Genomic DNA, 20,643 nt, shown 5'->3' with positions numbered 1-20,643 from the left:
GGGCATTCCGCCATCGCGGCTGCGTGACTATTAAAACCCCAAAAACAGCCTGAAATCAGCGAAAACAGGTCAAAATCGCGACATTTCTATTTGGTTGGCACCACGACATTTGAACTTGGGGCTAACAATGGCGGCGTCTCACCGTGCCCTTGGCTGATACGGCATGCGGCATGCGGTTTCCTTGCCGGCCATGGAACCATTTCTTTCTTGAAGACATTCATTTCGGAGTCGTCATTTTGAATTTTATTGAAGGAAATGCCCGATGTTCCGGCAACTGCAGCCAAATCTTCCCCGTTACCAACAGGGCAACACCGAACTTCCGAATACAGGTGCCAATACTCAATTCGTCGGCATTCACCGCCAAATTCATACGCCCGAATTTGCAAGACAGCTTGCTCACGCTACGGCTCTTCTGCCAAAGGCAGACTTACAGTCCAATCCTGTCAGCGCTGCCTGGCTTCAATGGGCACTTGAGGACTTGTCCAGTAACTTTCTCCCTCTCAGGATGAGTGTCCCCGTAAGTGCAAAGGACAGCGGCCTCATTCACTACCAATACCAATTTCGACACCGATACGCCGCCCAGGCTGGCATCAATGAACTCAAGGCGCGCGTGACTTTTAATTTGAAAGGCGAAGTCACCGGTCTCGCGGTCGGCATGGACGACCCGGGAGCAATTCAAAGCCCAACCGTCTTCAAACTGGGCAACACAGGTGATCAGGCGAATGATGCGGTCAGTGCAAGACCCATACGGGAAGCGCCGGTGCTACGATCAAGAGCACATAGTCCTTCGCTTGCAACGAACACTCCTTCCTCTTCCATGCCGGCCTGGATATTGCGGGACAAGGACCATGCAAACGTTTTATTACCGAAGGCCCGCTTTACCGATGCGCGTCGCGCATTGCAGGAGGTTCTCGGACACAGCGGGCGACCTGTCCTGTATCTGCACGATGCGCAAGCGCTGGACGAGTTGCAAGACAATCTGGCGATTGAAAGTGGGCATGTGAAACTGACGGCTGGACCATTTCGCAAGCTGCTGGAAAGCGGCGGAGCGCTCCTGCTTAATGTGTCCGGCTTTTCACCGCAGCAACTGGAAGCCTTCAATACGCTGATGGAAGAGCAGTTGTGGCAAGGGGAAAAGTTGGCGCAACCGGTACGTATTCTCTGCCTATGCGTCGAGGATACGCTTGAGGAAAATCGCCTGTCCGGCGCACAGATATCACGTACCGTACTGCACGACTTGCGTCATCATGTTTTCGATCCGCAACCCGATCCGGTGATGGAGCCGCCATTGGAGCGCTATCCGGCCGGCACGGTGGTCGTGGACTTGGAGCACGATCCGCAATGGTCACGTCGCCTGTTCGGTGCACCGACCCTTGATGAACGTCAGCAGTGGCGCCATTTGCCCGGAGCCCTGGACATCGAACATTTTCCTTCGTTGCTGGTGCTGCGCAATGTGCCGCCAGCGGATCCGTCTCTGATGGACCAGGTATTGGTCTGGCAACAGGATGGACACCATATCCGGTTGGAGAACGGCCTCCCGGCTGCGGAGACAGCCGATCGTCTCGCCAGCAAGCAACCGGCAGACAATCCGCTTGCGATGCTTGCGGACCGGAACGCGCCAGTTCTGACCGTCAATCCTTCAAACATTGATGAGGTGCTGTCCAGCCACTATGGCGTTCGGGACGGAAAGCCGATCATGCATCCGTCGCTCCTGGAACAGGTGCGGCATGCCGCCGTAGGCGGGCGACGAGCCTGTATCGTGGTGACCGGACCTTTGCCGCCGACGCACTGGCACCGCTTGATGCTGCATCCCGGAGAGTTCGACGTCGCTGCCGCTCCGGGTGTGGAGGTGCCGGCTCACTATGCCCGGCACGTCACGAGCATCGACCGGCCAGACAGAAAACCTGCAGCCCCCCTTTTCAGCCCGCCGGTCAATTTCATGCACTGCGCGGATCCGGCGCTGGTGGTGGAACGCTATCTGAGTCAGGACAATCCCACTCGCCTGTTCATCACGCCTGCCATGCGAGGCGACGCCTTGATCTATTCGCTTCAGCGCGGCACGGTCGATGAAAGCGGTTTCGCGGCTGCGGGCGGCCGCCCCGCGGGAGTGGATAACCTGCGGATCGACAAGCACCAACTGGTGCAGGATCTGGCTTGCGGCAAAACCGTGGTTCTCCAGGGTTTGGAGAAAAATGCACGGCTGGCGGCTGACCTTTCCACTTTGCTGCACCCGCCGTACGGTGTGCGTATCAACAACGATTTGTGGCATTTCGGCGAGGGTGGCGGCTTCACCGGAAAACTGGTTGTGCTGTCGACGGATGAGAAGCTCCTGGACAGCCATGCGTTGTCGCCTGCATGGCCGGATCCGTTCAATGCCGAGCAGCGACGCGCTGCAGTCGTCGATGAACTGGACAGGCAATTCCCCGGGCAAGGCAGGGAAGCGATAGAAAGGCGTCTGGATGCGCTGACTGCATTGCATGGCATTCTTCGCGCCGAAGGACTGATTTCGCCAGGTGATCCATCGGCAAATCTCCCAAGCCTGCAAATGCTGTTCCGTCATCTGTTTGCAGTCGCCAAGGATTCTGGCGCAGAGAAGGCAGAAGACGTCGACCATGTGCAGGTTCGCCTGATCCGTTCCCTCTTCAAGGATGTCCTGATCGGCAATTATGTGTCTTCGGATACTGGCGGCGATGCGCAGTACGACTATTTGAAGATCTGTCTGCGTATCCTGTTTCCGCAGGAAATGAACCTGATGCCGCCCGGTTCGGTAGACGCTGCTCGGATTCAGGAGCTGCTGGGCCGAATCACCCACCCAAAGGATGTTATGGACAAGCCCTGGGCCATCCTTAACACTTTCAGCCTGGACGTCATCAAGGCTATTGTCGGTTCTGATCTATCCACGGTGAACCGGCGGAACATGTGTGAAGAAGTCGGCCGGAAGGTTCTTGCACTCCTGGTCAGCCAGGCACACCTGCAAGGCTGGACATTGCCGGCCGGTTTCACGATGGGGTATCCGGATGCAAGGCGGGAGCAGAGCCCGGTCGCCGGCAAGCTCGATCTCTATCGGCGGCCTCCCAGGATGCCGCGCGACCAGCGCAACCTCGGCAAGGCGGAGAAACTGTTCGAGCGCGGAGACGCCATTTTTCTCAAGGGGCCGCCGGGTGCAGGGAAAACGCATCAAGCCGGCAAGCTGGCGTCAGGCGCGATCCATGCGATCAACATCGGCGACGAGGGATCGCAACGCTTCGAGGACGTGCTGGAGAGTTGGGTGCGCGATCCAGGCCCGGCCACGCTGGTGATCGATGAAGCGAACCTGGCACGGGAAGAAAACCTGGCGATGCTGAAGGGAGTTTTTGGCGACCGTACGCTGTATGTCAATGGACGCGTCCATTCAGTGCCCGAACAGCACAAGATCATCTTCACGGGCAATGACGATACGCTGCCCGGCCGCACCCGGCAGGCGGTTGCCGCGGAATCGATCCCGACCCAGCGGCATAAGAGCATCCTCGATGCCTACTTGCGTTCGACATTCATCGATCCCCTTCTGGACAACGTTTGGCAGCTGCCGCCGAGGCCCCAGAACATCGAGCTCAAGGAATATATCGCCGGCCAAATGATGGATGTTCATTCCCGTCTTCATCAGGCATTTCCGGAACTGGACTTGTCCCCACGGCACCTGGAGGAATTTGCCGCGCAAATCTTGTCCCTGTCCATTTCTACCAATACGAGTCATCTTGCGCCGCAAGAATTGGCGCCCTGGCTTGCCGGAATGGCGATGAACACTTATGCAAACAGCTTGTCATCCGAGAACCGGGAAGCCGTCCTCGTATGGCTGATGCATCATTTGAATACAGACAGATGGTATTCGCCGCCTAAGACAGACCTGAGCAGGACCACGCTGGCGGTCACGCCCGGCACTCAGGATCTGGCCGACAAGATCAGCTGGTGGCTGCATACGCAAGACATGCGAGGCATGTTCAACCACAAGAGCGAAACCCTGGGACAGCGGGCTCTTTTGATCGAAGGCCCGGCATCCCGCGGCAAGGATGCCACGGCCTGCGAGGTGCTCCGCGTCCAGAACCGGCACTTTATTCATGTCAATGCCGATCCCGGCAGTCTGCAGCATTTGCTTGACGTATTGAATGACGCGTATGACACAGGCAAGGTCGTTGTCGTATCGGAATTGAACCTGCTTCCCAGCGGGATTCTCGAATCCGCATTGAATGCGCTGCTCACCGGGCATGTCGATCGACCCGCCGCGCATGGCTTCGCCGTAATTGCCACTATCAATCCCGGCGACTATGCCGGCCGCAAGCCATTATCCTCAGCGCTGAAAAGCCGCGCGCAGCATATTGTTCTTGATGATTACAAGCCGGAAGAACTGGTCAAGATTGCGAAGACGCTTGCCGGCAACCTTTGCCGCGAGACCGGCCGCGGCAATATCGCGTGGGGAGTCATCGACGACGCCAAGGTGGAACAGCTGGCGAAAATGCATCTGGACCTGCTCGCCGCCATGCAGGGGCATCCGAGCGAATTCCGCCCCGGGATCCGCCAGCTGCGCGGTGCTCTCGGGCAGATGCAGCGGGAGCCGGGCAGAAGCGTAACCTCAGCATTCGAGGCGAATTATGCCTACTATCGTCTACGTGCCAAACTAGCCGGCGACGCATCGCGGCAAGCCGTTCCGGAACAAGACAACACGGATCGCCTGAAGCGGCAATTGCAGAGGCTCATGTCGCTCTCGTTCCCGCATTGGCTGGCGCAGCCGGTCCTGGAAGGCATGGACGAGTCCACTCATATGTTCATTGTCTATCCCGACACGCATGTGGTGAGATTTGACGCCCGGCGCTCGCTTCGCGAGTTGGGCTCTGCACTGCTGAAGGAATTGCGCGGCGGTTTATACCGGCCTGACAGAGTGCAAGCCGAAGCGGCGCCCGCAGGACGAAGCATGCAGCCCGTTCTGGACACTTCCGGAGTGGGCACCGAGAACAGTACAGGAAGTATCGGGAGAATCAGCCAGTTTGCAGGCAGCAAAATCTACCTGCGGACGGCCCGTGTCAGCCTGCAGAATGTCATGCTGACCACTCGAGCCGAGGCAGCATTGCCCAATGAAGGCGGCACCGACGACTTGACCGGCATCGAACTGGACGACCTCCCGGTTACCGTTATCGCAGGTGAGCGGCGCGTGTATCTGCTGGCCGCCGGAGACACCCGGCCGGTCAATGTGCAGCTGGATAATCTGCCCGGGCAAGGCATCCACCGTGACGAGAACGGAGGCTGGTACACGCTGGCGGAGGGTAACGCCACCAGCATCGGAAAGGTCAGCTACCGGCTGAGACCGTGGACGGAACCCTTCGTGGTACCGGGACCGCTGTTCTCGGGTCTCGACCTGACCGCGAACCCGCGCCTGCAGGAGCATATCAACACGATGTTGCAACAAGACGACAGGCATGCCGTCGTCAACGCGCTCGACGAATTCTTCCGCAAAGCGGATGTCTTCCGGTATTCGGATGAGGATGCGGAGGCGCTCAACGGTACCGGCTCTCTCCGCGAGCGCATGCAGCGCTTCCTGAGCGAAGGCAAGGGCGTCTGCTTCGAGTTTGCGTCCACCTTTGCCGCAGTTCTTGAACAGGCGTTCGGCATACCTGCAAGGCTGTGTGGCGGGTACGTCAATAAAGGAAACGACATACCCGTGGACGGGCACCGTTGGGTCGAGTATCTGGATCAAGACGGCAAGTGGCAGATCGTCGACCCGACGGCCAGCCCGCCGGCCAGCGTGAACACCGCCGCTGCCATGGACAGCGACCGGCACGAGGCATCGATCTTCATCTATCCCTATATAGATATCGATTCCACGGTGGCGAATCTGATGTCGCCAGCCAAGCTTGGACTGGTCGACTGGAACATCCGGCGCGAAGGCGAGTCTTTCAATGCTTTCCGAGGCACGCTTGATGTGAAGCGTTTGATTCGTGGAGAAGCGAAGATTTTCAGGGATGCGGCGTTGGGCCTTGTCGAGGAGATGAAGCCCATTCATATCGCCAGCCTCCCGCCGGCTCCGGATATCGATTCGGCCAATCGACTTCTTTTGCTGCTTCACGCGCCGCTGATGGCCTTGCGGCAGCGCGGCGTGCCCTTATCGTTCAGGAACGCCGAGGGAAGCACGGTTCCGCTGGAGTCCATCAACGATCTTCCAATGCTGTTCGGCCAGTCCATGCAGGACAACGGCAATCTAAGGCATGCGGACGGCAGCGTGGTTGTCGATGCGGACAGCGGCGTCTATCTTCAACGCTTGATATCTCAATACCATGAGTCCTTGCTGTCTGCGAAGAACATCGACACTGCCGATGAATACAGTGTCAAGACATGCCTGTTCCAAGCGCTTTCCCGAAGCGTGATGTCAATCGATGATTTTCAGGACCTGCTTCCGATCACTATCGACTTGCAAGGCCGGCAATGGGAGTTGACGGTTGCCGATTTCTCGACATGGATCACAACGGTGGAAGTATTGGACGACCTGAGAGACAAGCTGTTCACGTTGTTTGATATCAGCAATCCGCATGAGATGATGCGCACGGTTGACCGCTGCATTGCATCTTCCTCCTTTCAACTGGCCTGGAGTGTAAAGGAACTAGTGTTTTACCTCGGTATCACCGTCGCCAAGCGCGACCAAACAACGGACGTCAAGGCTTGGGCAAGTGCGCATCTTGAAAAGCTCGTGGAGCAGAAAAAGGAGTTGCTGACCGATGACAAGGACACATTGGATTCACTTGAAGCGGACCTCCTGGAGGAATGGAACATGTTCTCGACGGAAGGAAAGAGGTTCCTTGTCGAGCTGATGAGTTCTCTCGGAAGAAAAATCGAAACGGAGGATTAAGAGGAGGCCGGTTGCATTTTCCGCCCAAGTTGCCAATTTCCTCATTTCAACTCTGAATGTCTGATATAAGCTGCATTTGAGAAACTATTGCGGAAGGGAATGCATCACAGGCGTATTGCTGATACTCAACAATACGATCAATGATGCATTCCACAGCGACCCTACAACAATATTCTTCAAAGTCTCTCCAAGCCTTCGCGCTTCCCGCGATGTTCACCCTGTTTGGCATCACCATGGGTTCATGGGCGGGCCGCATTCCCGCCTTGCGTGAAGGCCTGGGTATTTCGCATGCCACCTTGTCCATGGTTCTGCTGTGCGGCGGGCTCGGAGCCTTGCTGTCTCACCCCGTGTCCTCGCGCCTGATGGCCGCTTTCGGGCCACGCAGGACCGTCCTGATTGCCGGGCAGTCGCTGCTGGCCGTGCTGCTTTGCATCGGCGCGGCGCCGAATGTTCCCTTGCTGATGCTGGCGGTGCTGATGCTGGGCGTCATGGCCAGCTGCATGAATGTCGCGGTGCAGTCCATCGCCACCAAGCTGGAGAAGACCACCGGCCGCTCCGAGATGTCGAAGCTGCATGCATGGGGATGCGCGGGCGGCCTGATGGGCGCCGCGCTCGGCAGCGTGATGGCGGGCATGCATGTCAAGCCTTTCATGCACTACCTGATGCTTGCCATGCCCGTATCGCTGCTGCTGAAACTTGCCTGTGATTCCCTCGACGGTGACGACAAGGCAGAAGCCGTGGAAGCCAAGGTGTTCTGCCTGCCGCGCGGACCATTGATCTGGCTCGGCGCGCTCGGCTTCCTCGGTTCGATGTCCGAAGGCAGCATCGCCGACTGGAGCGGTGTTTATCTGAAGGACCATTTCCAGGTCACCGACGGCTTTGCGCCGCTCGCGCTGACCGCGTTCTCGGTCATGATGCTGGTGGCGCGCCTGTGCGGCGACCGCATGAAGGCGCGTTTCGGCGCCCGCCCGCTGGTGGGCTGCGGCGCTCTGCTCTCGGCCTGCGGCCTGTTCTTTGCGGTGTTCGCACCCAGCGCATTGTGCGCGCTTGCAGGCTTTGCCGCCGCCGGCATGGGCTTGTCGCTGCTGTTCCCCTTCGTCTACAGCGCCGCAGGCAAGGAAGGTCCGCTGGCATTTGCCGGTGTCGCAACCATGTCCTACACCGGCAGCCTGATGGGTCCTCCGCTGGTCGGCACGCTGGCCGAAGTGGTGGGCATGCAGGCGGCGATCGGCTTCATCGGCTCGCTCAGCCTGGCGATGGCGCTCATTGCGAGCCGTGCTTCGCTGCTGAAGTAATGATTCGTCAATGCTTTCGGCATCATGCGGCGCCTCAGCTCAGCTCAATCTTGCAAACCGGGCGCCGACCACAGATGGTAGGGCAGCATCGCATGCGACATGCCCCGTCCCGGCCTGCTCGGCCGCGGCGCTTCCTTGGACAGTGCCTGCGCAGCGAACACATCGGCATATGCCTGATGCAGTGAAGCTCCCTCGGGCCGATGTGGCCTATGCCTTGTGTTTGCATCTGCCGGACGCTTCCGGTCCAGCGCAAGCAGGGCGACGACGAGATCATGAACGGCAGCATGAACGTTCCGGATATAGGAACGCGAAGAACCGATCGTTATGGCAGTCATGGTAATTCCTCCCAACGAAGTTGATTGATGTGAGGCCAGTGTAAAAGCTCGAACCGCCTTTCCCTATCAGAGCAATTTCATGAATGCCATACGTCAGCGTTATATGCCTGGACGCAGTGTTGTCCTTCCGGGAGTTGTCTTTGCCATATAAGCAGCTTGCTGAAGAAGATCGCCGGCAGCGTGTCAAAGATCCTTGATAAGAGCTGGGGCATTCGGCCTGCATATGAATCTTGCAAGTCCACGCAAGGTTTTTATATCCGGACGCTTATAGTAGCTATCAGGAAATACCCGCAGATATAAAAGCCGTCGCACGGTATACCTAGCGGAAACGCTCGGGCGCGATATAACTGTGTTGCCACAGAACAGGTCGAATGCCCGTTTCCGGTGCAGTCTCACTCCGCCAAGGGAGTCCTCATGCGCTTCATACGCCGTCTTTCGATCAAGCAGAAACTATTGTTCAGCATGGCCTTGTGCCTGATGCTGTTTGCGCTGGTGTCTTCCATCCTGAGCATTACGCTGACCGGCCGCAACGCGCGGGAGCGCGTGGTCAACCAGGAGCTTCCCGCGGTGGTGGGTGAAATCCGCAACGATATCCTGCGCCACATCGCCCAGCCGCTGGCAACGTCGCAGGCCATTGCCGACAACAGCTTCCTGCAGCAGTGGGAACAGCAGGGGCTGGACGAAGCCGGCTTGCAGGGCTGGCAGCGCTATGCCGCCCGGATGAAGGAAAAGAGCAAGGCGGCGTCCATTTTCTGGGTGTCGGGCGCGACCGGGAAATACTTTACCGATGCCGGCCTCGGCAGGACGCTCGACAAGAGCGCCGCCGGCGACCAGTGGCTCTACGGCTTTCTGGCAAGCGGCAAACCTTATACTCTGGACATCGACAAAGATGCCGGCGCCGACAAGTACATGCTGTTCATTAATGTGCGGGCGGACGCCGCTCCCGACAAGCCGGTCGTGGCCGGCCTAGGTTTGTCGGTCGATGCGATGGCCGATGCGATCCGCGCCTACCGCGTGGGCGAGTCGGGATTCGTCTACCTGGTGCGCGGCGACGGCAGTTACCTCATGCACCGCAACTCCGCGCTAGCCGACGGCAAGCACTTCCTCAAGGACAGCCCGGGTTTCTCGGCGGAGCTGAGCCGGCATCTCCTCGACGGCAAGGCATTCGCCCATGCCAGCTATGTGGCCGACGGCAATCGCTTCGTCGCTTCATCCTTCGTGCCCGAACTGAACCTGTATGTGATCGCCGAGGTGCCTGAAACTGAGGTGCTCGGTCATGTCGCCCGTTCGGCCACGATATCGGCGGTCGTCGCGGCCGTGGTCGGCGGCGGACTCGGACTGCTGATGATCTTCTTCATCAGCCGCGCCATCGCCGCACCGGTCAGCCGCGCCGCCAGGATGCTCGGCGAGATCGCTGACGGCAACGGCGATCTCAGCCGCCGCATGATCGTCGAATCCGAGGATGAAATCGGAGAACTGGCGAGCGGATTCAACCGCTTCGTCTCCTCGCTCAACAGAACCGTAGGAGACATCCGCAACAGCACGCAGACGATTGCCGCCGCCACCACGCAGATCGCCGCGGGCAACATGGACCTGTCGTCCCGTACCGAGGCCCAGGCATCCAGCCTGGAGGAAACCGCGTCGGCGATGGAAGAACTGACCACGACGGTCAGGCAGAATGCGGAAAGCGCCAGCCAGGCCAACAAGCTTGCGGTAGAGGCCTCCAGCCAGGCAACCAGGGGCGGACAGGTGGTCGATCAGGTGGTCCAGACCATGGGCTCGATCAAGGAAAGCTCGCGCAAGATCGTCGACATCATCGGTGTCATCGACGGCATCGCTTTCCAGACGAATATCCTGGCGCTGAATGCCGCCGTAGAAGCCGCACGCGCCGGCGAGCAGGGCAGGGGCTTTGCGGTCGTGGCATCCGAAGTCCGCACGCTGGCGCAGCGCTCGGCGCAGGCAGCCAGGGAAATCAAGGGGCTGATCGACGATTCCGTGCACAAGGTCGAAGCCGGCAGCACGCTGGTCGATGAAGCCGGACTGACCATGCAGCAGATCGTGGCCTCGGTGAAGAACGTGACCGGCATCATGAGCGAAATCAGCACGGCGAGCGTGGAGCAAAGCGACGGCATCGGCCAGGTCAACCTGGCCATCACGCAGATGGACAGCGCGACCCAGCAGAATGCGGCCTTGGTGGAAGAGGCCGCGGCCGCTGCCCAGTCGCTGCAGGACCAGGCAGCCAACCTTGCCCGCGTGGTCAGCGTCTTCAAGCTGGATGAGTCGCAGCCGGAGGAGAATGCGCTTCGCCTGCGTTAACAACCTCGGCACGCCAGGTTTTCAACGCGCTGACAAGACGCCGCTAAAAGCGGCATGCGGCGCTGGTCCATAAACCGACCCTGCATGCCGCTTTGCCATTCACTTATGTACTTTCGCAGCTGCCTGCCTTTACTGCTGGACCCCTGAACCGCCGGCGCAGCTTGCGTTCCCGGCACTCGGAAAAAGCGTACATGCCTACTTGACACAGTCCACAAAATTTGAGTTGTGCACATGGAAAAATGTCATGACCCATGTACGGTTGAGTTGCGCTATCTCCAAGACAACAACAGATTGCCTTTCTCTAAGTCATTGATTTTCAATGACTCTATTTTTTGCTCAAGAAATAGGCAATCTGTTCGGAACCGCATGAATTCAAGGCTTTTTCCGTGCCTGATGGACTTACCCACAAAGTTTTCCACAGGGAATGTGGATTACAGGAAAAATGCTTTTGTAACAAAGGCTTACAGAAATCCTTTACACGCGTTCAGGATTTTCCTACAGTCAATGCAGCTGCCGGTTGCACTTGCTCGCCGGCTTGATCCGCTGCACGGTCAAGCCGAAATCTTCCTCCTGACCCAAGGTGTTTCATTCGCCATGGCGTGCGTCATCGGCAAGCCGAGGTAGGACCGCAGGCGGCTGGCATAGTCGAGGTAGGAAAAGCGGTCCGGTGTATCCTTCGAGTTGAACAGCGCATCCTCCTCGTCATTCCACACCAGCAGCATGCCAAGAGGGTGGTGGCGGCCGGAATGGTGGTCGTCCACCGCGACGGCGCCGATCCCCAGCTGATGCAAGCTCAGCCGGCGCGCTCCCACGTTGAGCGTCTCGGGCATGACGCCGATGGCCAGTGTCAAAGTGAGCGTGTTTCCGCTCACATCGATGCATGAATCTCCGAACGCCGGATTGTCGACAATGAAACTCCTGAATGCCGCAGCCGCCGTGTCCAGTGCGGCGGCATTGCCGAAGGCATAGGTGTATTGCGGCACCATGGCAGTCTTGCATTCTGCCGGTACCGTGCCGGCGACGGCGGCAAGAAACCGCATGGGATCGTCGATGCGGTAAAAACAGGTTTCCTGGCGCACCTCGTGCTGTTTCAGCTGCCGGTTCGCGCATTGCCCCATTGAAGAGACAAGCAGGAGGATGCGTCTGGTCTGCGCGCAATAGGCGCTTACCCGGGCCAGGTAACGGTCCATCAGCCCCACGGCGTTCAGGATTTCGTCACGGTAGCGCGCGATCCAGGCGTCATCGTAGAGGCGCTCGGCATAGTCGTCCGGGAAAAGCGCATACCAGTAGCGGTGCTGGGCTGCCGCAATGTGATTGGTGAAGACGATGCCGATGTCCGGGTCATGCTTGCGCAGCAGCTGCAGGAACATGCTGGCCAGCGGCGGAAACTGCATGTTGCGCAGGCGTTCGCGGGAATGCATGAGCGCCGGCAGGGCGCGCAGCGATTCGCCCAGGCTGAAGGCATCGACGCCGAAGCAGCCGGGATGCGCCGCCGCGCGCGCGGCCATGTGCAGCAGGTCGGAAGGACTCAGGCTCGCCACCCTTCCGCTGCTGCGCGTAAAGCGCAGGTTCAATTCCTGGAAATGCCTGTAGCTGTCCGGAAGGGTATGGCTGTCCGCCGCGAAGCAATCGGGAATCAGAAATGCGTAATCGCCTTCCGCGGCAAACTCGGACAGCGGCGAAGAGTGGAGCACATTGACCAGGCCCACGCGCTTGCCGCGGCATGCCGCCTGATGCCACCAGAACCGCTGCCGATCCGGTTTCGGGTCGTTATACCAGTGGATGCCATGTTCTTCATAAGGCAGGCCGGTATTGAGCGATGCCCATGTCTGGGAAGGATAAAGCTCTTCTTCCTCGACATCGTCGGCCACGGTCTGAAAGACCTTTCCCTGCATGAGAAGGCGTGCGACGGCGGATGTCGGATAGCGCTCGGCATAGGTTTGCCAGACCCTGAGCGGTACTTCGTTGGCTTCAATGATGCACAGCTTCCTTGTTGCATGTCGTGTCACGATTGCCATCTCCTTCATCGTAGAGACATGTCCGATGATTGATCGGTACTCGAACGGCTTGCGGGGGATGCGAATGCTTGTGTCCGGCGGGCAGGAGCAGTCAGGGGCTTGCCGGCTTTTTTCTTCGTGATCGCTCAGAGCCTGTTTTACCTGTTGTATTCGCTTGCGGCTTGATCTGGCTCAGCATAGGCGCGACATTCGTGCTGTTGAAGAAATCGGAAGTTTGACTTGCAAGAAAAGAGAGCGAGAAGAAAGACATTTAATCGAGTTCATCGATCAGATATTTATGCTTCCATCGACATGCCAGATATGTCCAAAACGCGTATTTAGCTATATCAAACAAGCTTTGAAATTCACTACGATTCCAGTGGCGATAGCCTTATAAACATTGGGCCGCAAGCCCACTCATGAAGGATCGCCATGGAATCTCAGAACATCAGCAGAAGACGTTTTGTTAAAAGAGCCCTCTCCGCAATCGCGGTTGCCGCATTGCCCGTACGTTCGGCCCTGGCCCAGAGCACGATCTGGACGCGCCTCGAATGGCAGCAGTTCAGGGCAAGTCCGCAGTACGCATCCTTCCTCGATGCGATCAGACTCATGCGGGCCAATAACAATGCCGCCGATCCGAACAGCTGGCGCTTCTGGACCAACATCCACCTGAATTCGGGCCTGCACGGCGTGCCGTATTTTCTCAGCTGGCACCGAGGCTACATACATCACTTCGAGCAGCGCCTGCGCACCGTGTCGGGCAACAGCCAGCTCACGCTGCCTTACTGGGATTATTTCAAGAACCCGAATGTCCCGGCCGAATTCACCGATCCTTCCTCGAACAATCCGCTGTATGTCAGCCGGGTGAACACCAACGTCTACGATGCGCTGACGCTTGCGCCGTTCGAACCGTCGATCGTCAATTTCCAGCGCGGCACGACCAATGCCTTCGAGGTGCTGCTCGAGTGGGGGCCGCATAATCCGGTGCACAACATCATCGGCGGCTTCATGGCCGGCATGGACGCATCGATGGATCCAATCTTCTGGCTGCATCATGCCAATATCGACCGGCTCTGGCATGCCTGGGCTCTGCCCGACGGCAAGAACATGCCGTGGTACACCGATCCTTACTGGAGCGGTTCGTTCACCTACGCGATAGGCATGACCACGCAGCGCGACCGCACCTACCACATCAACTGGATGAACTACCACTACGACAACCTGACGCGGCCCTCGACGTTCCCGCCGCGTGCGGAGGCGGCGCGCATGGTGCGCGTGCAGATGCAGCCCGGGCGCGGATCGCGCCGGCCGGCAGCGGGCAATTTCGCGCTGGCCGGTCCGAGAGACCTGGGCGGCGGCAAGCGCTCCCTCGGCGGTGCGCGCAATATCTCGCTGGCCGATGTATCGACCACAGTGCAGGTGCCGATCGAGGCTGCATCCCGCCAGCAGCTGCAGTCCGCGCTGGGGCGCAGCGCAGGAGCGGCGGCGGGTGCGGCGCCGTACCGGTCGGTGCAGGTCGCGTTCGACAGCGTGAAAATGAACGGCGCGGCGCGCAATGGCGGCTTCTACTACAACGTCTATGCCAACCTGCCCGAAGACTATGATGCGGAGACGGCGCAGCGCCGCAATCTGCTCGGCGTCATCGGGCCGTTCGAAATTGCGGCGGCGGAGCATCACGGCGGCGGCAATATCAGCTTCCCCGCAACCGGCCTGCTCGCAGACCTGGCGCCGGACGCGCGCGATATCAGCATCTCGCTGGTGCGGGTAGGCGGCCGTGCGGTGCAGCGCGGACAATCGGTCTCGATCGGCGAAATCCGCGTCGAACTGTCCACCGAGGAGCCGAACCAGGACGGCAAGTTCATTCCCAAGCCCGCATCGGCCTGCTATTGCTAGAGTTCGTCAGGGTTGCGGCATCGCCCTTCGCTGCAGGGGCCGAGACAGTAAATGTGCTCGGCCCAGATCTTATGCTCTTCGCATCGCCCCTTTTCACCCAGCCAGCAATCCGTGCGGCAAGCTCACTGTCCTGAGCAGAAGGCATGACATGCCTGCGCCGGGACGCCGTTGCGTATCGGCGCCGCCTGTCCGTTTTCCGTCTATCCACCTGCTTGCCTGCTTTCAGGCAATAGCTTCTGCACCGCCTTGCGATGCAAAGCGAATTGTTTCCCGGTCAAGATGTCTATCCGTCAGTTCGGACATTATTTATCGAGGAGAAAGCATGTTTATCGAGATTGGCGACGGCTGGCATATCAACCTGGCGCATGTGGCGAAAGTGCATGTGGTCGACCAGGGCGGAATCGGAACCACGCTGAAGCTGTACTCCCTCACCAATGACCATCTCGGCGATTTCAATCCGCGCAGTCCCGAGGAATTGATGCGCGTGCTTAATCTCATTCATTCCTACGGGAAGAACCCCGTACCGGAAACAGGCTCCCCTACCATTCTCGGCTAACGACTGCTGCGGCAAAACAGAAACAGTCGCATGGCACGCCCACCGGCTTCCGGCAGCACAAGGCAAGACGCTCCGCAAGGCGGCGGGCTGTTGCACTTCAGGTCGCCGGTCACGTATTGCCTGACCATCGCCGGCTTTTTCCTCGCCACCTTCAATCTGCGTTTCTGGCAGGAGACGGCGGCGCTCTTCTGGCAAGGCCGGCTTGCAGACCTGCTCTTCCTGCTGTGGCTGATGCTCGCGCTGCTGTTCGGCTATGCTGCCGCACTGCTGCTGGTGCCGGGACGCGCGGTGCTCAAGATAGCCGTCGTGGTTTTGTTCCCTGTCTGTGCGATGGCATCCTTCTGCGCCGACAGTTTCGGCCTCGCCATTGATCAGGAAATGATCCGCAGCCTGATGGAAACCGACCGCAGGGAAGCGGCCGGCCTCTTCAGCCCGAGTCTGCTGCTCTATGCCGTCGGCCTCGGCATCCTGCCTTTGTTCCTGGTGGGGCGGGCGAGCATGGCGGCAATGAGCCTGCGCCGACACCTCTGGCATCGCGCGGTGTTTCTGAGCTGCGGAATGGCGCTGCTTGCGCCGGCGTGGCATGCGTTTTCCGCGCAGCTGGAGGCCATGCAGCGCCATGTTCATCTGCGTTATCTTTCGGTGCCCGGTGCCGCAGTCGACGGCGCGACGCGCTTTGCGGTCGCAGCCTTGACGGGCGGTCCGGCCGACCGCGTGGCGGAGCCGGGCGGCGCGCCTTACCGTACCGGACAGTCAGCAGGCGCGAAGCCGCTGCTGATGTTCCTGGTAGTCGGCGAGACGACGCGGCATGCGAACTTCCAGCTCGGAGGCTATGCAAGACCCACCAATCCGCGCCTGAGCCGCATCGAGCCGCTTTACTATTTCAGCCATGTCGTGTCCTGCGGTACGACCACGGCGATTTCCCTGCCCTGCATGTTCTCTCACCTGGGACGTGAAGATTTCCGCCTGGGAGAGTCGCGGCGCCATGCGAACGTGCTCGATACTTTGGCCGGGGCCGGCATCAACGTGGAATGGCGAGACAACAATGCCGGCAGCAAGGGCGTCAGCGCGCGGATCAAGACCATCGAATTCGGCCAGCGCGATTCCGCATCGCTTTGCAATGCGGAGTCCTGCCTTGACGAAATTCTGCTTCTTGGACTTGAACAGCAGCTCACGCATGTTACGGATGACACGCTGATCGCCTTCCACCAGATGGGCAGTCATGGTCCCGCCTATTACAAGCGCTATCCCGAAGCATCGGCGACTTTCGCGCCGGCCTGCCGCACCAATGAGCCAGCAGGCTGCAGCGCGGAAGAAGTGCGCAATGCCTATGACAACACGATTGTCTACACCGACCGGATGCTGGCCGAAAAGATTGCGCTGCTCGAGCGGCTGTCGGACCGCTTCGATACGCTGCTGATCTATGTGTCCGACCATGGCGAGTCCCTCGGGGAGAACGGCATCCTGCTGCACGGCGCCCCCTATGCGCTCGCACCCGAGGAACAGAAACGGATTCCTTTCATCTTGTGGATGTCGACCGGATATCGCGAGCGCTTCGGCATGGATGCCGCATGCATGAAGCGGCAAACGGCAAAGTCCTACAGCCATGACAACCTGTATCACACGCTGCAGGGCGCAATGGCAACCAGGAACATGCTCTACCGCGACGACCTCGACATGCTTGCGAGCTGCCGCGGCAAGCCGGCACCTGCACCTGCGGAACGCATGGCGTCGATGAACGCACGGGCCGCCAGGCCGGATCAGCTGTCCGCCGAGTCGCGTACCGAACGGAAGGAATGAGTGCGCCGGTGAAATTGTTCACCGACTTCGAACAATAGTTGCGTGAGCAGCGCCAGCACTGCGGCGGGAATGGCGCCGGCGAGCAGCATGCCGTTGTCGTTCAGCGCAAGGCCGGTGGCGATGCGTTCGCCGTACCCGCCGGCGCCGATGAAGGCGGCAATGGTGGCGGTACCGACATTGACCACGGCAGCGGTCTTCACGCCGGCCAGGATGACAGGCATGCACAGCGGCAGATCGATATGCAGCAGGCGCTGGCGCGGCGACAGCCCGAGCGCAAGCGCCGCCTGGCGCAAGCCGTCGGGTACCTGCTGCAGGCCGATGCAGGTATTGCGCACGATGGGCAGCAAGGCATACAGGAAGAGCGCGATGAGCGCGGGCAGCGTGCCTATCGTGCCGAGCAGCGGGATCAGCATGGCCAGCAGCGCCAGCGAGGGCACCGTCTGCAGCATGCCGACGATCGCCATGATGGGATGCCGCAGCAGCGGCACGAATGCGGCCGCGATGCCGAGCGGAAGGCCGATCAGCACCGCCGCGCATACCGAAGCAGCGACCAGGAAGACATGCTGCCGGGTCAGACGCCAGAGATTGCCGTCGAAGAGCTTGCCGTGCAGGCCGGCAGCAGCGGTCTGTCGAGTTTGCGGCGCCGGCCGGGAGGAAGCGCCATCGGCAAGATAGGCGCCGGCGATGGCCGCGAAGCTTTTGCCCTCAAGTTCGGCTGCCGCGTTCATCCGTATCATGTCTTCAGCGCGGATACGGCCTTGCAAGGCCTGTATCGCCTGCCATGCCTGGGGAAAGCGCTGCTCGACATCGAGCCGGTACAGGAGCACTGCATCGTAACGGGGGAAATAGCGCAGGTCGTCGGCCAGCACCTGCAGACCCAGTTGTTCGATCTTCGCATCCGTCGCATAGATGTCGATGACATCCACCTGACCGTGCGACAGGGCATCGTAGGCAATGCCGTGGTCCATGCCGCGTGCGCCATGATGCAAGCCATAGCGCCGCGACAAGCCCGGCCAGCCGTCGGCGCGCCCGAGGAATTCATGCGACAGCCCAAGCCTCAATTGCGGATGCCTGGCCAGGTCGCTCAGGCTGCCGATGCCGAGGCGTTCGGCATCGGCAGCGCGCATGGCGAGGGCGTAGCTGTTGTTGAACCCGAGCGGCACGCCGATGCCGATGCCGAATTCGGCCAGCTTTCTTCGCGTGTCCTCGGCGGAGACGGGCACATCCTGTTTCAGGATTTCCCGTTCGATCGTGCCGGTGTACTCGGGATACATGTCGATGCCGCCGCTCTTCAATGCCTCGAACACGATCGCCGTATTGCCCAGGCCCTGCTTGTGTTCGGTGGGCGCATGCGGTGCGGCGGCCTGCGCCGCGATTTCGGCGAGGATGTAGGATTCGGTAAAGCGTTTCGAGCCGAGCTTGAGCGTATCGGCGGCCCAGGCGCTGCAGCAGAGCAAAAGCAGGGGGATGCCCGCTGCCAGGAACGAGTGCAGCAGGCCTGCACGTAAAATGCCTGGACAGCTTGAGCGGCGGCGCCTGTCCGCACCCGGTGCGGCGGGCATCAGCGAAGATGTGGAGGAAGGCGAGGAAGATTTGCCGGTTTGCATTCGTCGTTATCCTGCGATAGGGAAAGCGTCTCCATTATGCAAGAGATTGCCGCACCCGCCTTGTGCAATGCCGTGCCGGAAACCTCGTTGAATCCTGAACTGGAAAGGGAAGCGCATGACGCTGCATGGCATCTACACGGACAGGTTTGCAGAGAACGAGGAACTGGCAGAAAGCCTGCGCAGTGACGACATGGAACGCTTCCGCGCCGTCCCGCTTACCGTGATGATCAATGCCTGGGAACCCGGCCTGCAATGGCTGCTGGTAGACCGCACCTATCCGGCGCAGATCCGCTACCGCCATCGTCTGCTGACGAGCCGGTTCCGGTTCGTCATCGACCGCCTTGCGGGCGAGGCCGTGCGGCAGGCCGAGCTTGAGCTGCGGGACGAAGTGGCGGCGTATCTGCCGGCTGAGTACCCCGAGTACTTCCGTCGTGACGGCGATCTGATTCTGTCGCTTCTCACCGGCCTGGCCATCGATGTCGGTCCGGACGGAGCAGACCCGCTGGTGGCGGTGGCTTTGCTTGCCAGCGAAGACATGCTGTTGCTGCTGCCGTCGCAGCGAGAGACAGGCATGGCTTATACCCTGCAGTCGGGCGCACTGCTGTTTCCGAACGGATGGTCATTGCGCAGCCGGTTCAGCGATCCGCAGCCGCAGGGTGATCCGCAGGCATTGGCCGCGTGGCAAGCGCGGCGGCGGCGCAGCGAGCGCGCCGCCCGGCTCGGCAAGACGCCTTACGAGATTCATGACGGCCACGTTCGACATTACATCGAGCAATTCGCAGCCCGGGTCGACATGTTCTTCGCCCGCATGCAGCCCGGGATGCGGACGTGGCGCCGCAACTGGGGCATGAAGCCGGACGGAGAGCTGTTCCTGCATCCCGACGTCGTCGGGGAAGCGCCGGCACCGGATGCAGACGGCTGGGCAGAGCGCGGCTATCTGCGATCGGAACATGAAACCTTCACCAGACTGCCGCGCTCGGGCGCCGTCGTCTTCGGCATCAAGACTTACCTCTGGAAGCTGAGCGAGCTGATGAGCAATCCCCCGGCGAGGGACGCACTGCTGGCCGCGAACGACAGCCTGGCGCCTGCGATGGCCGAATACAGAGCGGACAGCCTGCCCGCCTTCCGTCAGTTCCTTGAGCGCTACCGGCCCGATTTACGGGGCTGAACCGCCATCTGCTTCAACCCGAGAAGTGCTCCCAGGCCTGGCGCAGCATCATGCCGCCGCCGGCGATCAGCAGCGCGAAGTAGATGATGGTAAGTACATTGGCCGCATGGCCGAGCAGGATGCACAAGCCGTCACGCTGCAGCAGGCCGACGGCAAGGCACAGCAGCGCCAGCGCGGGCAGGGTATTGCTGAACGGGATCATGCCGAACGGCGCCATCAACAGGACCGCACCGAGAATCAGCGCGCTGTTGTTCATCCATTGCCACGACTTGCCCGAAGCCAGCCAGGCCATGCGCTGCGAGCGGCTGATGTGCTCGAGGCGGTGCAGCCATTTCAATGCCCGCTGCAGTACCGGACGCAGTTTTTCGGTGGAGATCTCGCGTTCGCGGAAGGATTGCGGCAACCACAGGTTGCGGCCGAAGAGACGGCTGACGGCAATCAGCAGAATCGCAGCGCCGAACACGGTGCTCACGCCGGGAATCGAAACGGGGATGATGAACACCAGGGACAGCAATGCGATCAGGATCATCATTCCGTCCTGACCGACCAGCTCCAGCAGATGGCGCAATGTCACGCCGGTGGACGGCAGCTTCTCGATAATGGCTCCCAGCCTCTGGCTGAGAGATGCTCCCTGTTCTGACATACTTGCTCCTGAGACCTTGAAAGGCAAGCCGCCAGCAACCGTGAATGATGGCGGAAGGCGGCTTGCGGAGGGACATATTGTATCCATCGGCGCGACACAGCCAAAGCTGTTGCATCAAATAAAGTGCAGAATGCTGCCGCATGCGGCGCAAATCTGCAGAAT

General features: G+C 60.0%; 11 protein-coding genes. 7 read left to right on the top strand and 4 right to left on the bottom strand.

Going from position 1 to position 20,643, the window contains the following annotated elements; all coding sequences use genetic code 11:
* Positions 1–610 precede the first annotated feature (610 nt).
* Both IGW03_RS25910 and IGW03_RS25905 read left to right on the top strand, forming a co-directional pair.
* Positions 611–6,871: a transglutaminase domain-containing protein gene (locus IGW03_RS25910; protein ID WP_194725426.1), complete on the top strand. Its 6,261-nt coding sequence runs from the start codon at positions 611–613 to the stop codon at positions 6,869–6,871.
* Between the two features lie 209 nt (positions 6,872–7,080).
* A complete protein-coding gene (locus IGW03_RS25905; RefSeq protein ID WP_194725425.1) occupies positions 7,081–8,166 on the top strand; it encodes an MFS transporter in 1,086 nt (361 codons plus the stop codon).
* Between the two features lie 44 nt (positions 8,167–8,210).
* Here IGW03_RS25905 and IGW03_RS25900 read toward each other — a convergent pair whose 3' ends face one another.
* Positions 8,211–8,501, bottom strand: coding sequence for a hypothetical protein (locus IGW03_RS25900; RefSeq protein ID WP_194725424.1), 291 nt, complete (start codon positions 8,499–8,501; stop codon positions 8,211–8,213).
* A 414-nt stretch (positions 8,502–8,915) separates the two neighbouring features.
* Here IGW03_RS25900 and IGW03_RS25895 point away from each other — a divergent pair, with 414 nt between their 5' ends.
* The gene (locus IGW03_RS25895) at positions 8,916–10,817 is read left to right on the top strand and encodes a methyl-accepting chemotaxis protein (RefSeq protein WP_194725423.1); all 1,902 of its coding nucleotides are present in this window, start codon (positions 8,916–8,918) and stop codon (positions 10,815–10,817) included.
* 551 nt (positions 10,818–11,368) lie between these two features.
* Here IGW03_RS25895 and IGW03_RS25890 read toward each other — a convergent pair.
* Entirely contained in the window at positions 11,369–12,826 is a 1,458-nt protein-coding gene (locus tag IGW03_RS25890) for a hypothetical protein (protein WP_194725422.1), read from the bottom strand.
* Positions 12,827–13,246: 420 nt separating this feature from the next.
* Here IGW03_RS25890 and IGW03_RS25885 point away from each other — a divergent pair, with 420 nt between their 5' ends.
* The 3 genes from IGW03_RS25885 (at position 13,247) to IGW03_RS25875 (ending at position 17,063) form a co-directional block, all read left to right on the top strand.
* Positions 13,247–14,707, top strand: a complete 1,461-nt coding sequence (locus IGW03_RS25885; RefSeq protein WP_194725421.1) for a tyrosinase family protein — start codon at positions 13,247–13,249, stop codon at positions 14,705–14,707.
* A 322-nt stretch (positions 14,708–15,029) separates the two neighbouring features.
* Entirely contained in the window at positions 15,030–15,263 is a 234-nt protein-coding gene (locus IGW03_RS25880; RefSeq protein WP_194725420.1) for a hypothetical protein, read from the top strand.
* 30 nt (positions 15,264–15,293) lie between these two features.
* Positions 15,294–17,063 (top strand): phosphoethanolamine transferase, encoded by a 1,770-nt coding sequence (locus IGW03_RS25875; RefSeq protein ID WP_194725419.1) that lies wholly within the window; start codon positions 15,294–15,296, stop codon positions 17,061–17,063.
* On the opposite strand, the gene IGW03_RS25870 is transcribed toward IGW03_RS25875, so the two are convergent.
* Positions 17,024–18,670 (bottom strand): glycine betaine ABC transporter substrate-binding protein, encoded by a 1,647-nt coding sequence (locus IGW03_RS25870; RefSeq protein ID WP_228536090.1) that lies wholly within the window; start codon positions 18,668–18,670, stop codon positions 17,024–17,026. The two genes, IGW03_RS25875 and IGW03_RS25870, sit on opposite strands and share 40 nt — an antisense overlap.
* Positions 18,671–18,785: 115 nt before the next feature.
* Here IGW03_RS25870 and IGW03_RS25865 point away from each other — a divergent pair, with 115 nt between their 5' ends.
* Entirely contained in the window at positions 18,786–19,838 is a 1,053-nt protein-coding gene (locus tag IGW03_RS25865) for a heme-dependent oxidative N-demethylase family protein (RefSeq protein WP_194725418.1), read from the top strand.
* Between the two features lie 13 nt (positions 19,839–19,851).
* On the opposite strand, the gene IGW03_RS25860 is transcribed toward IGW03_RS25865, so the two are convergent.
* The gene (locus IGW03_RS25860; protein ID WP_194725417.1) at positions 19,852–20,481 is read right to left on the bottom strand and encodes an exopolysaccharide biosynthesis protein; all 630 of its coding nucleotides are present in this window, start codon (positions 20,479–20,481) and stop codon (positions 19,852–19,854) included.
* Positions 20,482–20,643 lie beyond the last annotated feature (162 nt).

Source organism: Noviherbaspirillum malthae, assembly GCF_015352985.1.
Taxonomy (GTDB): Bacteria; Pseudomonadota; Gammaproteobacteria; order Burkholderiales; family Burkholderiaceae_D; genus Noviherbaspirillum; species Noviherbaspirillum malthae.
The sequence above is the reverse complement of the archived record's forward strand: the minus strand, read 5'-3'. Positions and strand labels throughout refer to the sequence as shown.